Genomic DNA, 16,256 nt, shown 5'->3' with positions numbered 1-16,256 from the left:
ACTTTTAAAAATAGTGATTTCTATATTTTTATCTGTTTCGTTTCTATCATTCTCATTCAGTTTATCTCTTTTTACTGGTATGAACTTTACGCTTTATCAAATATTATTTTTAATTACCCCTATAATTTATTGCATAGTGAACTATAAATATTTCACTGCTATATTCAAAAAGGTTGATTCCACAAATTTTAAGCTTTTAAATTCCGAACTGGCAATAATTTTATTTTGTCTGGTACTATTTACTTCCATGTTCTTTTTTAATAGTTTACGATGGGGAAGATGGGACGCATGGGCTATATGGAGTTTACACGCAAAATTTTTATATTTCAACGATCAATTTGCTAGTTTATTTACAAATAACATTATATGGACTCATCCAGATTACCCTTTAATGCTGCCTTCACTTATAGCTAGCATATGGAAATCATTAGGAATTATTTCCCCAATGGTTCCATTATTTATTTCCTACTTTACTGCCATTTGTTTATTATTATTAGTATTATCGTCTTTTTTTGAATTCAGATTCAAAACATTAGGCATTATATCTTTTATTGTTGTTCTAAGTTCCATTCTCTTAGACTATTTTTCAAGTAGTCAATATTCAGACACTTTATTAAGTGTATTTATACTCATTCCTATAGTTTTAAAAAATCATTTTGATAAAAACAAGTCATTATTTTTTTTAATATTAATAGGTTTTTTTGCTGCTACAAATGGTTGGATTAAAAATGAAGGGGTCATATTCTTCGTTATCTTTTTTCTGTTTTTTTCATTTGACAATATTAAAAAAATAAAAAATATAATATACTTTTTATTAGGTGCTCTAATACCGCTTCTATTTATAATATATTTTAAAACTCATTATGCTCCAGTTAATGATTTAGTAAATGCTACATCTATTGATTCGTTGAACAAACTAACCGAAATCAACAGATATTCAACTATTTACGATTATTTATTAGAAAAAGTGATTTATAAAAATTCACTTTTAATTATTTTACTAATATCTGCTATTGCAATAGATTATAAATATTGTCTAACATTTGATTTTAAAGTAATTATCTCTCTATTTATCATATACTTTTTAGTATATGTTTTGACACCACATGGTTTAGAGTGGCACTTAAGAACTTCTGTGGATAGAATAATTCATCATATATCTCCTGCAATAATTTACACCATATTCTTTTATTTTAGTCAAAAATATGAAGTAATATTTGCAAAAATAACATCTTGATTTTTTGGTATACTTGTTAATTAAAAATAAATAGTTAAACAAAAACAAGCTAAACAATTAATTACCTTTGAGTAAATAACAAATCATAAATGAACGACAACCTCATTCTCATTCTAGCCATTTTAATTTCCGCAGCTATTGGGGCTTATTTAGGCATGCTTTTCACTAAACTTAAAAGTAAAAGCGAACAAAGCACGCTTGAAGAACGTCAAAATCAAATGGGTTTAACTATTGATGAGTTAAAGCAAAATTTGACTAAAATTGAAGCTGAACGCGAAGATATTAGAAGAGAAAAGGAATTTTTAAGCACAGAATTAGCAAGAAGAAATTCAGAATATGAAAACCTGCAACAGTTAAATGTAAAACGAGATGCTGAAATAGAAGAACGACAAGAGCAATTGCGAAAAGATTTTGAACTTTTAGCCACTAAAATTCTAGATGAAAAGTCTGAAAAATTCACACTTCAGAATAAAGAAAATATCAAAAATATTTTAAATCCACTTCAAGAAAAAATCAAAGTCTTTGAAGAAAAAGTGGATTTAACTCAGAAAGAGAGCATTAGCATGCATTCTGCATTAAAAGAGCAATTGTTGGGTTTAAAGGATTTGAATCAACAAATGACAAAGGAAACTACCAATTTAACTAGGGCCTTAAAAGGAGACAGTAAAATGCAAGGAAATTGGGGCGAATTGGTTTTAGAACGTGTCTTAGAAAAATCTGGTTTAGAAAAAGATAGAGAGTATTTTGTTCAACAGAGTTTTACAAGAGCCGATGGTTCTCGCGTTTTACCTGATGTGGTTTTGCATCTTCCTGATGGTAAAAAAATGATTATTGATAGTAAAGTATCTTTAACAGATTATGAGCGATTGGTTAATGCAGATGATGATGACAAAGCACAGTTTCTAAAAGCCCATGTTAATTCTATTAGAAAACACGTAGATCAACTTTCAGATAAAAATTATCAAGATTTATATGATATTGAATCGCCAGATTTTGTACTTATGTTTATCCCTATAGAACCCGCATTTGCAGTAGTTGTAAATGAAGATAATTCCATCTATAATAGAGCCTTTGAAAAGAATATTGTTATTGTAACACCATCTACTTTACTTGCAACTTTACGTACCATTGATAGCATGTGGAACAACGAAAAACAGCAGCAAAATGCCATAGAGATTGCACGACAAGCTGGTGCGCTTTACGATAAATTTGAGGGCTTAGTTTCAGACCTAACTGGTGTTGGCAAAAAGATTGATGCAGCCAAAAGTGATTACTCTTCAGCTATGAATAAATTAGTTGAAGGTAGAGGAAACCTAATTACAAGTGTTGAAAAACTTAAAAAAATGGGAGCCAAAGCTAAAAAATCCCTTCCTGAAGCCATTATTAAACGTGCTGAAGAAGATGAATAATTTTTTTCAGGACTTTAAATTTAATTTCTTGATTTATAAATTAAATAACTGAACCTATAAAAATTAATGAAATCACTTTTATATTCAAAATTATTTACAACTTATCAAAAATAATATTCTGTTTTGAAGTTTAGCAAAATATATTGTTATTTTGGGTTCAACTAGTTATCATTAAAATTTAAGGTAATAACTTATGTTTAAACACGCCAAAGATTCTCAAGTATCAATAACTGAACTTATGCTACCATCACACTCGAATTTTAGTGGTAAAATTCATGGTGGGCGTATTTTAAATTTAATGGACCAGATCGCTTTTGCTTGCGCATCAAAACATTCTAGAAATTACTGCGTAACCGCATCTGTCAATAAAGTTGATTTTTTAAATCCGATTGAAGTAGGTGAGCTAGTAACCCTAAAAGCATCTGTTAATTATACTGGTAAAACATCCATGGTTATAGGGGTTCGTGTAGAATCTGAAAACATTCAAACCGGCAAAGTAAAACACTGTAATTCTTCATATTTTACTATGGTTGCCAAGGATGAAAATGGTAAAAACGCTAAAATTCCAGGTTTAATTCTAGACACAGAACAAAGTGTTAGACGTTTTGCAAGAAGCATTGCCAGACAAGAGCAAACCAGAACAAGATCTTCTAGATTTAAAACTTCAGAATTTAAAGTTGAAGAGCATATCGAACTTATTAAAACACAGAATGTTAAAATAGAATTATAAAAAAACCGCTTAAAGTAGCTTTTTCTATTTACTCAAATACATTTTTCGTCTTGAATATAAATCGTAGAATTCATCATCTTTTAAGCTATCAATAAATAAAATACTTTCTCCAGTACTCTTCATTTCTGGTCCTAGCTTTTTATTGACATTATGAAACTTATCAAATGAAAATACAGGTTGCTTAATTGCATAACCTTCTAACTTAGGTTGGAAATTAAAGTCTTTCACTTTCTTCTCTCCTAGCATCACTTTGGTTGCATAATTTACATACGGTTCGCCATAAGCTTTAGCTATAAATGGTACTGTTCTAGAGGCTCTTGGATTTGCTTCAATAATATAAACTGTATCATCTTTAATAGCAAACTGAATATTTATTAAACCGACTGTTTTTAATGCTAAAGCGATAGTTTTTGTATGATCTATAATTTGTTGCATCACTAAAGGCCCAAGATTAAATGGTGGTAATAAAGAGTTGCTATCTCCTGAGTGAATACCACAAGGTTCAATATGCTCCATAATGCCAATGATGTAAACATCCTCACCGTCGCAAATTGCATCAGCTTCTGCTTCAATAGCGCCGTCTAAATAGTGGTCTAGTAATAATTGATTCCCTGGCATTCTGCTTAATAAATCAACTACATGCTTTTCTAACTCTTCTTTATTGATAACAATTTTCATACCCTGACCACCAAGAACGTAAGAAGGTCGCACTAAAATTGGGAAATCCAACACATCGGCAATAGCAGCAGCTTCATCAGCTGTGGTTGCAATATCAAATTCAGGATAAGGTATATTATTTTCTTTTAAAAGGTTTGAAAACAAGCCTCTATCTTCAGCTAAATCAAGAGCCTCAAAACTAGTTCCTAAAATTTTAATACCATATTTAGTTAATTTTTCGGCAAGTTTTAAAGCTGTTTGCCCGCCAAGTTGAACGATAACACCTTCTGGTTTTTCATGCTTTATAATATCATAGATATGTTCCCAGAAAACGGGTTCAAAATATAATTTATCGGCGGTATCAAAATCAGTTGAAACCGTTTCAGGATTACAATTAATCATGATGGTTTCATAACCACATTCAGCGGCAGCTAAAACACCATGAACACAACAATAATCAAACTCTATACCTTGACCGATTCTATTTGGTCCAGAACCTAAAACGATCACTTTTTTCTTATCAGAAACTATACTTTCATTATCTGCATAACGATTACCATCTGCAGTTTCCATATCACTTTCAAAAGTGGAATAATAATATGGTGTTTTTGCCTCAAATTCAGCAGCACAAGTATCAACCAATTTATAAACTCGATTTACACCTAACTCTTCACGTCTATTATACACTTCACTTTCTAAACAACCCAACATGTGTGCTATCTGTCTGTCTCCATAACCTTTTTGCTTAGCTTCAAGCAATAAATCCTTTTCAATAGTATTTATAGTGAAAGTCGAAATTTCATGTCGCAAAAAATGTAATTCTTCATATTGCTTTAAAAACCACATGTCGATTTTTGTGATTTCATGAATTCTACTTAAAGGAATCCCCATAGCAATGGCATCATAAATAATAAATACCCTATCCCATGAGGCATAGGTGAGTTTTTCTATGACTTGTTCGTAATTTTTATTTTCTTTTGCATCTGCACCCAACCCATTACGCTTAATTTCAAGAGATTGTGTTGCTTTATGAAGCGCTTCTTGAAAAGAACGACCAATACCCATAACCTCTCCAACAGATTTCATTTGAAGCCCTAGTTGTCTATCAGACCCTTCAAATTTGTCGAAATTCCATCTGGGTATTTTTACAATAACATAATCTAAAGTAGGCTCAAATAATGCCGATGTAGATTTTGTAATTTGATTATTTAATTCATCTAAATGATAACCTAATGCTAATTTAGCAGCAATTTTTGCAATTGGATATCCGGTAGCTTTACTGGCTAAGGCAGAAGAACGCGATACACGAGGGTTAATTTCAATAGCGATAATATCTTCATTTTCATCAGGAGAAATGGCAAATTGCACATTACATCCACCAGCAAAATCTCCAATACTTCGCATCATATGGATTGCCATATCACGCATTCTTTGATACGTTCTGTCACTCAAAGTCATTGCTGGAGCTACAGTAATAGAATCTCCAGTATGAATACCAATCGGATCCATATTTTCAATAGAACAGATAATTACAACATTATCATTTGAATCTCTAAGTAGCTCTAATTCATATTCTTTCCAGCCAATTAAAGCCTTATCAATCATAACTTCATGAATGGGAGACACCTCTAATCCACGTGTTAATAATTCATCAAAATCTTCTTCTTTATAAACAAAAGAGGCTCCTGCTCCACCCAGTGTATATGATGCTCTAATTATCAAAGGAAATCCAAATTCCTGGGCAATTTCTTTACCTTTTAAATAAGAATTAGCGGTAGCTTGAGGCGCCATTGGAATGCCAATTTTAAGCATCAACTCTCTAAACTGTTCTCTGTCTTCAGTTATATTTATAGCATCAATATCAACGCCAATAATTTCAACATCAAAATCTTTCCAAATTCCTTTTTCATCAGCCTCAATACATAAATTCAATGCTGTTTGACCACCCATAGTTGGTAAAACCGCATCAATTTGAGGATGCTCTTTTAAAATTTTTATAATCGATTTTGTATTTAATGGTAACAGGTATACATGATCTGCCATTGTAGGATCAGTCATGATGGTTGCAGGATTCGAATTGATTAATATAGTTTCAATTCCATCTTCTCTAAGCGAACGTAAGGCCTGAGTTCCTGAATAATCAAATTCACATGCTTGCCCAATTATAATAGGCCCTGAGCCAATAATTAGTATCGATTTTAGTTTTGGATTTTTTGGCATTTTTACTGGTTATATGTTGTACTTTAATGTGTTGCAAAAATAGTAATCAGTAGATACAAAAAAAGGCGTTACACTTAAGTAACACCTTTTAATTATCAACAATTGTTAATCATTATTTCTTATGTCTATTTTCAGATGACACAGATAATTTTTTTCTTCCTTTAGCTCTTCTACGCGCTAACACCTTTCTACCATTAGCAGAAGCCATTCTTTCTCTGAAACCATGTTTATTCCTTCTCTTTCTTTTTGATGGCTGAAACGTTCTTTTTGGCATTGTCTTATTTTTTTAAATCTGAATTGTAATTTTTAAAATAGATGGCTCTATTAAAACCGAGGGCAAATATACAAAGCCTTTATTACTTTGCAAATCATTTTTTGAAAAATATTTGAATTATTTATCAAGTCTCTAAAAGTTATGTCAGACCTCTATTTATTTGGCATAACCGTATATTTTGTTAATTATCTATATGCACATTTTGATAAAAATTTACTTTCTTTGCAGTCTTAAAACTATAAAGTAGTTTGTTTTACACATAAAGCGTACTATTTACTATTCAAAATTTTACTATCATGTATAATAAAATCATAAAACTTATCATTGCAGCTGGAATCATTGCCTTTGCTGTTTATCAATTTACAGAAGGTTATATTGGAAATGGTATTGCACTTATATTTTTATCTCTAATTTTTATATTTCTGTATTTTAAGAATGAATTTATCCTATTAGCTTTTTTAAGATTACGAAAACAAGATTTTGAAGGTGCTAAAAAATGGCTAAACAAAATTAAGAATCCAGAAACTGCTTTAGTAACTAAACAACAAGGATATTACAACTACCTACATGGTATCATGGTTTCTCAAGATAATATGAATGAAGCCGAAAAATACTTTAAAAAAGCCATTTCTTTAGGCTTATCAATGGATCATGACTTAGCCATGGCAAAGCTAAATTTGGCTGGTATTGCTTTTTCTAAACGAAGAAAGCAAGAAGCTCAAAAACTACTTACCGAAGCTCAAAAACTAGACAAACAAGGCATGCTTACAGACCAAATTAAAATGATGAAGCAGAATATGAAACGTGCCGTTGGCCCTAGTCAACACTACGGATCTGGTGGTTCTGTAAGAGCTCAAAAAAGAAGAGGATAATATTATTTATTTGTTTCTCACCTTAGTTTAAACCATAATACCCTGCTTTAGGTATTTCTACAAAATAGGGTTTTCTTGATTTATTATTAAGGTGTGGCTCGCGTAACCAAGGGTTATGAAGTTTTAGTATTTTATAGTTAATTCCGAACCTTTGTGCAAACTGGGTAAAATCAGTAACAGCAGTATCTACCTCTACTTTATATGTTGGAATATTAGTATATAAATCTTTATCTCGAAAATTGAAACCGTATTTTTTGGGGTTTGATAAAATCTCTTTCAATGCTACAATCCTAAACAAATAACGCCCTGTTTCTTCACCTAAAAGTAAATCGTAATACCCAGATACACCTTGTTCTTTTAAGCGTCTTGAAACACCCGCATTTCCAGCATTATATGCCGCTGCTGCTAATGTCCAAGAACCCAAGTTTTCTTTAGCACCTAATAAATACTTGCAAGCAACCTCAGTCGCCTTTTCTAAATTGTAACGTTCATCAACATTTTCATTTACCTCCAAGCCTTCTTCTCTACCTGTAGTAGGCATAATTTGCCATACACCTCTTGCACCTGCTGGAGAAACAGCATTAGTCAAGCCACTTTCAATAACTGCCAAATATTTAAAATCATCTGGAACACCATATTTTGCTAAAATAGGCTCAATAATAGGAAAGTATTTTTTAGCACGTTTAAACATTAGTAATCCGTTTGATTGCCAATACGTATTAACTAGCAACTCTCTATCCATGCGCTCTAATATATCTGGATTTTCTAGTGGCATAGGTTCACCTGCAAAATTCAAATCATCTGGTACTTGTAGCGCATAAACATTATAATCGTTTATCAATTTTGTTTCAAAATTTTCATCTGTAGGAGCGTCTTGGAGGGCATAAATAAATAATGTACATAAACTTAATAATCCTACAAACGCCAATGCTTTCTGTAATATCTTCATTTTAATAAGTTTTTTATAAAATTAAAAAAAAAAGTTTAGCTACCTAAAATTAGTTTGGGTAAATTTTCGTTAAACCATTTATATTTATTGATAATTGCGATATGAGTGCCGTTTTTAACAACAATACAGTTTTTAATATATTTAATTGGAAATACAGGGTCTTTATCACCATGTATATGGGTAATATCAGGAAGAACTTCTGTCTGTTCCCAACATACCATTTCTTTTATTGCCCAACTTAAATACCTACTATCGTTAACCGACAAATATTTTTTATAAAGCTCTAACCGTTTTACTATATTGTTACCAAAGGCATATTTCTCAAAGATATCAATTTTACTTGCCAATTGTGTTGGAACCAACATATAAGCTTTGGTAGCTTTAGCTAAAAGCATTTTTTTTGGCAACTCATGCTTAGACTTAACACTAGATACAATAATGAGTTTTCTAACTTTAATATGCTTACTTATCTCTTGAACCAAAACGCCTCCAAACGACACGCCTAGCAAGACGATATGCTCATGTTTGATATTTTTAGATAGCCGTAAAGCATAATCATTTAATGTTTCGTTATCCAAGGGGATTAACCATTCTAATAAATGAATTTTAAATTGGTTTTCAGGCAATTTAATATGTTCAAAAATTTTCGGGCTAGCCGCCATTCCTGGCATTAAATAAACATGTATTATCTCTTGAACCATAAGGCATTAACCTTTAATTTACTTTATTTTATCGATTTTTTTTCGTAATTTTGCACAAAGTTAGAGAAATAGTACTCACTATTTTTAGATTCCTAAGAAATAAAACAAAAATTTACTATGGTTGAAGCTGCAGAATTAATTGACAACGATTTTCTACGTCAATTTGAAATTAAAATTGATGATGACTTAGCAAAAATTGAATATTCTTTGCAAGAGCGAAAGATTTTTTTAACCAAACTAATTATTCCAGATAACATTAAAGATGAAGATTTTAAAAAAGAATTTTTATCTCTTGTTTTTGAACAAATAGGATCGCGTAATTTAAGTGTTATGCCTACATGTCCGGAAATAGCAAAATTTGTTAGGAGTAACAGAAAGTACAAACGAATGCTTCCTGTTGGGGTTAGAATATAAATTTCTTTTAATGAAAAGTACAAAAGCCGAAACTACAAGTTTCGGCTTTTGTATTTTCTATTAGTTATTTTATTGTTTGTTGTAAACCAACGTTAAATCAATAGTTTCTAAAACCTCTGTAAAATCTTCATTGTAAATTTTAATTCTATCTTCAAAAACTAAAGAAATCTGATGACCTTCAATCATCGCTTCACTTTCTCCTATAGTAATTATTGAACCCTTAATTGTATATTCTGTTGCTAAACTTATAACTCCTTCAGTATCACAGGTAATATCAAAACTATATTTGCTCGTTTCTTCATTTAACAAAGCGATGTTTATATCAGGATTGAAGGTTGTATTTAAAGACACAACACCATTATTATCAAAAAATAACGTTTCGTTACGCGAACAATCAATTTCGTTTAGAAGATTGGAGCTTACTGTACCGTCGTTATTAATATCAAATCCGCCTTCAATATTCCAAGCTGTTAATTTCCAAACACCTGTAATAGATGAATTATTTGAATCTTGAGTATCATCAGTGGAACAACTAGTAAAACATACTAGAACAAATGTAATACATAGGTTTAAAATTAATTTATTCATATTGGGGCATTTAATACCAAATAAACTTTATAATCAATCATTTTAAAATCTATTTGGTATGATTACTTGTAAAAGTATATGCAGAAGATTTATTAGCACAATAAATAAGCTAAATGGCTTAAATTCAGGGTTTACTTGTCTAAAACCAGAAGAAATCACCTTGACATCACCTCTAAAAACTCAAATCTTAACAACCCATCATCGTCAATTTCAGTGAGTTCTACTTCATGCAAAGTATTAACTAATTCAGGATTCCAAGGCGTTTTTGTTTTTACATAATTTTCAGTAAAGCCATGAATATAACCTTCCTTATTTTGGCTTTCAAACAAAACTGTTCTTATAGTTCCTACTTGACTCTCATAAAACGCACGACGCTTTTTCACCGACAATCCTCGTAACATTTTACTTCGTTTACTTCTTACATTTTTTGGTACTATACCAGCCATTTCAGCAGCTTCAGTATGATCTCGTTCAGAATAGGTAAACACGTGTAAATATGAAATATCCAACGCTGTTAAAAAGTTATAGGTTTCTAAGAAATGCTCGTCTGTTTCTCCAGGAAAACCGATAATAACATCCACACCAATGCAAGCATGAGGCATCACTTCCTTTATTTTAGAAACTCTATCCACATACAATTCGCGCAGGTAACGACGTTTCATTTTTTTAAGAATGAAATTGCTACCTGATTGTAGCGGAATATGGAAATGAGGAACAAAGGTTCTGGATTTCGAAACCAAATCAATCGTTTCATTTTTCAATAGATTAGGCTCAATAGACGAAATTCGTAAACGTTCAATCCCTTCTACTTTATCTAATTCAGTCACTAAATCTAAAAACGTGTGCTCGTGTTTTTTATTACCAAATTCGCCCTTGCCATAGTCGCCAATGTTAACACCTGTAAGTACAATTTCTTTAATGTTTTGCTCAGAAATAGCTTTTGCATTTTTCAAAACATTATCCATCGTATCGCTTCTAGAAATACCTCTAGCTAAAGGAATAGTGCAGTATGTACATTTATAATCACAACCATCTTGTACTTTTAAAAAAGCACGAGTTCTATCACCTATAGAGTAACTCCCCACATAAAAATCAGCTTCTTCTATTTCACAGGAATGCACTTCTCCTACCCCTCGACTGCGCTCGGGATGACTTAACAAATCGTTAATAAAGCTGGTTATATTAAACTTCTCAGTAGCTCCAAGTACCAAATCCACACCATTAACATCTGCTAGATCTTGCGGCTTTAACTGTGCATAACATCCAACCGCAGCAACAAAAGCTTCCGGATTAGCCTTTTGAGCTTGCTTTACAATAGTCTTAAAACGCTTGTCGGCATTTTCGGTAACCGAGCAGGTATTAATTACATAAATATCTGCTTTTTCAGAAAAATCAACGCGATCAAAACCTTCATTATTAAAATTTCTAGCAATGGTAGAAGTTTCTGAAAAATTCAGTTTACAACCTAAAGTATAAAATGCGACTTTTTTATTCATTACTTTTTGTCATCCTGAACTTGTTTCAGGATCTTTTAAAATTTATCTTTACATTTTGTCATAATTATTCAATATACAGATGTTTCGACTGCGCTCAACATGACATTAGCGCGCAAATTTACAACTAATAACTTACATGATAAAACCAATTTCAAGACAAATAATTAGCTATTTATCAATTAGTTGTATCCTTATTTTGTTTTTTTCTTGCGGAAATAACTCGAACACCCACAAAGACCATCTCGTGTTTCGTTATAACGAACATGCCAATATAAACACTTTAGATCCGGCCTTTTCAAGAACACTTCAAGATACCTGGGTTTGCAATCAGCTATTTAATGGTTTAGTACAATTAGATAGTGATTTGAATATTCTTCCATCTGTTGCAAAAGATTGGACCATTTCTGAAGACGGACTAACCTATTCTTTCACTTTACGTAACGATGTTTACTTTCATAAACACAAACTATTTGGCAAAGACTCTACTAGAACTGTAGTTGCTGATGATTTTACATATAGCCTAAATCGTTTAAAAGACGAAAAAACTGCAGCTCCAGGAAGCTGGGTTTTAAACAAGGTTGATAGTTTTAAAGCAGTTAACGATACTGTTTTTGAGATTACTTTAAAACAGCCATTTCCTGCATTTATTGGTTTATTAAGTATGAAATATTGCTCTGTAATTCCTAGAGAAGTTGCAGATTATTATGGTACTGATTTTAGATCGCACCCTATTGGCACAGGCCCTTTTAAGCTTAAACGTTGGGAAGAAAATATTAAACTCGTTTTTAGGAGAAACAATCATTATTTTGAAAAAGATGAAACAGGTAAATCCCTGCCTTATCTAGAAGCAGTGGCGATTACATTTCTACCAGATAAACAAAGTGAATTTTTACAATTTGCTCAAGGAAATATTGATTTTTTAAACAGTTTAGATGCCTCATATAAAGATGAATTGTTAACTGCTGATGGCAAGCTTAGAAGTAAATACGCAGAAACCGTCGATATGATTCGAGGGCCTTATTTGAATACTGAATATTTAGGTTTTTACTTAGATTCTCAAACACCAGAAATTCAGTCAGAATTAATACGAAAAGCCATAAATTATGGTTTTGACAGAAAGAAGATGATGATTTATTTAAGAAATGGTATTGGTAACCCCGCAAATGGAGGCTTTATTCCAAAAGGACTTCCCGGACATAATCCATCAATTGGTTTTACCTATCAACCTGAGAAAGCAAAACAACTGGTTGAACAATTTAAAAATGAAAGCGGTATAACAAATCCTGAAATTACTTTAGTAACATCAAGTAATTATTTGAGTTTTTGTGAATTTATACAACGTGAATTAGAAAAAACAGGACTAACAATTAATGTTGATGTGATGCCTGAAGCTACTTTAAGATCTGCCAGATCAAACGGAAAAGTTGATATGTTTAGAAGTTCTTGGATTGCTGATTATTTAGATGCTGAAAACTATTTGTCCATTTTTTACAGTAAAAATTTTGCTCCTGATGGCTCTAATTACTTTCACTACAAAAGCGCCCAGTTTGATAGCTTATACAACAAAGCTTTTACTATTACCGATATTGAAAAACGAAAGCATTTATACACTACTATGGATTCTTTAGTGATGCAAAAAACGGTTATGGTGCCTTTATATTATGATGAAGTGATACGATTTACTCGAAAAAATGTAAAAGGATTGGGTACTAACCCAATTAATTTATTGGATTTGAGGTATGTGAGGAAAGATTAGTTGTCTTCTATATTTTTACCAATATCATTAATTTCGTCTTTTATTACAACAACAGCTTTTTTCCATTTATATTCCAATAGTATATACATTCCCCATACACCTATTAAACCGGCTGGGAGCGATATAAGGTTAATACCATAACTACTTTCCCAATCAAAGCCCCATTCAAAAACATAAATATCCAAAAAGGCAATTATAAAAATTAAAATCCACCCAATAACATAATAGGCAACAACACTTAAAATAGCATAAACCCATTTGTTTTTATTGTATTCAGTAGACAAATCGTAAAATCGTCTTCCAATAAAATAGATTAATATAATTCCTAACATACGTTTTCTTATTTTTTTTATAAAACAATACCTAGTTTTAGCAAACTAGAAAGCTATATGCTTTCGACTTGAATACTGCGGATAAGTACGTTAGGGATTGAAGCGGCATCCTTTTTTTAAAACAAAACTGCAAATAATTATAGAACAAAATATTTACAGATTGCTACGTCGCTCACTCCTCGCAATGACGTTAAAAAAAGATATGAGCTCGACCTTCCGTCCCGATAGCTATCGGGAGCTATCGGGAGTGGTAACCAGCCTGCCGGCAGGCAGGCGCCCAAATACTATTCTCTTCGATACTTTTTTGTTTCTTCAAAAACATGTTCGAGAATAGCCTTGTCTTGGTCTGTAAACTCAATTTCACGTCTTGCCATAACAATTTGAGCAACTTCGAAGGCTTTTTTGGTTAAATAGGTTGTGAAACCACTGTTACCGCCCCAACTGAAGCTAGGCACAAAGTTTCGCGGAAAACCGCTGCCAAATATATTAGCACTTACACCAACAACGGTGCCGGTGTTAAACATAGTGTTTATACCGCATTTACTGTGGTCACCCATCATGAGTCCGCAAAACTGCAAACCGGTTTTGGCAAAACCTTCGGTTTGGTAGTCCCACAATCGCACCTCGGCGTAATTGTTTTTTAAATTGGAATTATTGGTGTCTGCACCTAAATTACACCATTCGCCTAAAACGGAATTGCCTAAATAACCTTCATGTCCTTTATTAGAATTAGCAAACAAGACGGCGTTTTTAACTTCGCCACCAACTCTGGAATTTGGACCAATTGTAGTAGGTCCGTAAATTTTTGCTCCCATTTTTATACCTGCATCTTCGCATAATGCTAAAGGACCTCTAACTAAGGCACCTTCCATTATTTCGGCATTTTTACCAATATAAATAGGCCCACTACTAGCGTTAAGTGTTGTGAATTCTAATTTCGCGCCTTCTTCTATAAAAATATTTTCTGGTGCTATAATGTTGTTACTTGCAGGTATGGGCTGTGATGTTCTTCCTTTTGTAATTAACTCAAAATCTTCTTCAATGGCTTCTCCATTTTTAGAAAAAATATCCCAACTATTTTCTATTTTGATAATATCTTCAGCAAACTCAATAGCTTCGTAGTTTTCAAAATTAATGTCGTCTTGAGCTTCTGTTGTAAAAAACGCAATAACATCTTCATCTTTAAAAATGGCTTGGTTATCTTTCAAGTTTCTTATCATTTCTACCAACTCTAAATTTGGAAGATAAGATGCATTAATCATAATGTTTTCATCCATTTCAACCATAGGATACTTATCTGATAAATAATCCTCAGTAATAGTAGTGGTGGTAGATTTTAAATAGGTTTCCCACTTTTCTCTAATGGTTAAAATACCAACACGAATATCGGCTACTGGTCTTGTAAATGTAAAAGGCAATAAATTATTACGCGATGGACCATCAAAAAGGATATAATTCATAAAAACAAAAAAATTAAAAGTTGAAAGTTAAAAGTTTATCCTCTTATCTTAGAACTAATGATTGAAAATAGATTCATGTAAAAATAAAAAAGCCTTTCTATAGTAGAAAGGCTTTTTATAAATATCTTTTAATCTAAACTTATTTTTTAAATTTAGCGTATTTAGTTTTGAACTTATCAATACGACCAGCTGTATCTACTAATTTAGATTTACCAGTGTAGTATGGATGAGATGTTCTAGAAATCTCCATTTTTACTAATGGGTATTCAACGCCATCAACTTCAAGAGTTTCGTTAGTATCTGCAGTAGACTTAGTTAAAAACACATCTTCATTGGACATATCTTTAAACGCTACTAATCTATAATTTTCTGGATGTATACCTTTTCTCATCGCTATATGCTTTTTATTCTTTTCAATTTTGGAAGTGCAAATTTAAGTATTTTTTATAAATGCACAATACTTTTTATTATTTTTTATTTTGATTCCCATTTGCATAGGAATCACAATGTCAACAAAATCCCTAAGGCTCTGCTTTAAGCAATTCTTTTTCATTTAAATGTAACGTTTTACTATCTTTGATTACTAACTAAGCAACTAACAAATTAATTAAATTATTATGGAAAAATCTTTGAAATCTATTGCAACTAATTATGGGCTTTATTTAGGTGTGTTTTTAGCATTAATAACCGTTTTAGCCTATGCTCTAAATTTGGAACTTTTAACTAACATGTGGGTTGGGATACTTATATTAATTGCTATCATAATTTTTGGAATTATATCAGTAGCAAAAGTTAAACAAGCACAAAATGGGTTTGCCTCTTTTAAACAGGCATTTACATCATATTTTATAACCGTTTTAATTGGTTTATTGATAAGCACCCTGGTATCTTTTTTATTATTTAACGTTATAGACACAGATGCTGCCGATGTTTTAAAAGAAAAAACCATCGAAAAAACAGTTGAAATGATGGAAAATTTTAACACACCTACAGAAGTGATTGCTGAGACTGTTGAGCAAATGGAATCACAAAATCAATATTCAATTGGTAATGTTACTAAGGGTTTAGCGGGCTATCTTGTTGTTTTTAGCATCATAGGATTAATAGTAGCAGCTGCAATGAAAAAAAATAACCCAGAGGCAGAATAATTTCAGTATTTTT

General features: G+C 31.7%; 16 protein-coding genes. 7 read left to right on the top strand and 9 right to left on the bottom strand.

Features of this window, described 5'->3' with window-relative positions:
- The first annotated feature begins 247 nt into the window (after positions 1-247).
- The 3 genes from AAC024_RS04910 to AAC024_RS04900 all read left to right on the top strand — a co-directional run bounded on the left by AAC024_RS04910 (position 248) and on the right by AAC024_RS04900 (position 3,376).
- Entirely contained in the window at positions 248-1,237 is a 990-nt protein-coding gene (locus tag AAC024_RS04910; RefSeq protein ID WP_339894097.1) for a hypothetical protein, read from the top strand.
- An 89-nt stretch (positions 1,238-1,326) separates the two neighbouring features.
- Positions 1,327-2,646 (top strand): DNA recombination protein RmuC, encoded by a 1,320-nt coding sequence (gene rmuC / locus AAC024_RS04905; RefSeq protein WP_339894096.1) that lies wholly within the window; start codon positions 1,327-1,329, stop codon positions 2,644-2,646.
- A gap of 193 nt (positions 2,647-2,839) precedes the next feature.
- The gene (locus tag AAC024_RS04900) at positions 2,840-3,376 is read left to right on the top strand and encodes an acyl-CoA thioesterase (RefSeq protein WP_339894095.1); all 537 of its coding nucleotides are present in this window, start codon (positions 2,840-2,842) and stop codon (positions 3,374-3,376) included.
- 24 nt (positions 3,377-3,400) lie between these two features.
- Here AAC024_RS04900 and carB read toward each other — a convergent pair whose 3' ends face one another.
- Both carB and rpmH read right to left on the bottom strand, forming a co-directional pair.
- Positions 3,401-6,253: a carbamoyl-phosphate synthase large subunit gene (carB, locus tag AAC024_RS04895; protein WP_339894094.1), complete on the bottom strand. Its 2,853-nt coding sequence runs from the start codon at positions 6,251-6,253 to the stop codon at positions 3,401-3,403.
- Between the two features lie 112 nt (positions 6,254-6,365).
- Entirely contained in the window at positions 6,366-6,527 is a 162-nt protein-coding gene (gene rpmH / locus AAC024_RS04890; RefSeq protein ID WP_295982498.1) for a 50S ribosomal protein L34, read from the bottom strand.
- A gap of 296 nt (positions 6,528-6,823) precedes the next feature.
- Between rpmH and AAC024_RS04885 the strand changes: the two genes are divergently transcribed.
- Positions 6,824-7,399, top strand: coding sequence for a DUF2892 domain-containing protein (locus tag AAC024_RS04885; protein ID WP_339894093.1), 576 nt, complete (start codon positions 6,824-6,826; stop codon positions 7,397-7,399).
- 22 nt (positions 7,400-7,421) lie between these two features.
- On the opposite strand, the gene AAC024_RS04880 is transcribed toward AAC024_RS04885, so the two are convergent.
- Together AAC024_RS04880 and AAC024_RS04875 are read right to left on the bottom strand one after the other, a co-directional pair.
- Entirely contained in the window at positions 7,422-8,348 is a 927-nt protein-coding gene (locus AAC024_RS04880) for a lytic transglycosylase domain-containing protein (RefSeq protein ID WP_339894092.1), read from the bottom strand.
- A 35-nt stretch (positions 8,349-8,383) separates the two neighbouring features.
- A complete protein-coding gene (locus AAC024_RS04875) occupies positions 8,384-9,049 on the bottom strand; it encodes an alpha/beta hydrolase (RefSeq protein WP_339894091.1) in 666 nt (221 codons plus the stop codon).
- 117 nt (positions 9,050-9,166) lie between these two features.
- Here AAC024_RS04875 and AAC024_RS04870 point away from each other — a divergent pair, with 117 nt between their 5' ends.
- Positions 9,167-9,463, top strand: coding sequence for an N-acetyltransferase (locus AAC024_RS04870; protein WP_339894090.1), 297 nt, complete (start codon positions 9,167-9,169; stop codon positions 9,461-9,463).
- 69 nt (positions 9,464-9,532) lie between these two features.
- On the opposite strand, the gene AAC024_RS04865 is transcribed toward AAC024_RS04870, so the two are convergent.
- Positions 9,533-10,051 (bottom strand): hypothetical protein, encoded by a 519-nt coding sequence (locus AAC024_RS04865; protein WP_339894089.1) that lies wholly within the window; start codon positions 10,049-10,051, stop codon positions 9,533-9,535.
- Between the two features lie 155 nt (positions 10,052-10,206).
- On the bottom strand, positions 10,207-11,547 hold the full coding sequence (gene mtaB / locus AAC024_RS04860; protein WP_339894088.1) for a tRNA (N(6)-L-threonylcarbamoyladenosine(37)-C(2))-methylthiotransferase MtaB: 1,341 nt from the start codon (positions 11,545-11,547) through the stop codon (positions 10,207-10,209).
- 136 nt (positions 11,548-11,683) lie between these two features.
- Here mtaB and AAC024_RS04855 point away from each other — a divergent pair, with 136 nt between their 5' ends.
- Complete coding sequence (locus tag AAC024_RS04855; protein WP_339894087.1) at positions 11,684-13,303, top strand: ABC transporter substrate-binding protein; 1,620 nt, start codon at positions 11,684-11,686, stop codon at positions 13,301-13,303.
- On the opposite strand, the gene AAC024_RS04850 is transcribed toward AAC024_RS04855, so the two are convergent.
- The 3 genes from AAC024_RS04850 to AAC024_RS04840 form a co-directional block, all read right to left on the bottom strand.
- The gene (locus AAC024_RS04850) at positions 13,300-13,635 is read right to left on the bottom strand and encodes a hypothetical protein (RefSeq protein WP_339894086.1); all 336 of its coding nucleotides are present in this window, start codon (positions 13,633-13,635) and stop codon (positions 13,300-13,302) included. The genes AAC024_RS04855 and AAC024_RS04850 overlap by 4 nt on opposite strands.
- A gap of 284 nt (positions 13,636-13,919) precedes the next feature.
- The gene (locus AAC024_RS04845; protein WP_339894085.1) at positions 13,920-15,095 is read right to left on the bottom strand and encodes a GlmU family protein; all 1,176 of its coding nucleotides are present in this window, start codon (positions 15,093-15,095) and stop codon (positions 13,920-13,922) included.
- A gap of 139 nt (positions 15,096-15,234) precedes the next feature.
- The gene (locus tag AAC024_RS04840) at positions 15,235-15,486 is read right to left on the bottom strand and encodes a type B 50S ribosomal protein L31 (protein ID WP_295982517.1); all 252 of its coding nucleotides are present in this window, start codon (positions 15,484-15,486) and stop codon (positions 15,235-15,237) included.
- Positions 15,487-15,712: 226 nt separating this feature from the next.
- Between AAC024_RS04840 and AAC024_RS04835 the strand changes: the two genes are divergently transcribed.
- Positions 15,713-16,243 carry a DUF4199 domain-containing protein gene (locus AAC024_RS04835; protein WP_339894084.1) on the top strand — a complete coding sequence of 177 codons (531 nt, stop codon included), beginning with the start codon at positions 15,713-15,715 and terminating at the stop codon, positions 16,241-16,243.
- The last annotated feature ends 13 nt before the right edge of the window (positions 16,244-16,256 follow it).

It is taken from the genome of uncultured Algibacter sp. (genome assembly GCF_963976535.1).
GTDB lineage: Bacteria > Bacteroidota > Bacteroidia > Flavobacteriales > Flavobacteriaceae > Algibacter_B.
Note: the sequence above shows the minus strand (reverse complement) of the source record. Positions and strands in the feature narration are given on the sequence as shown.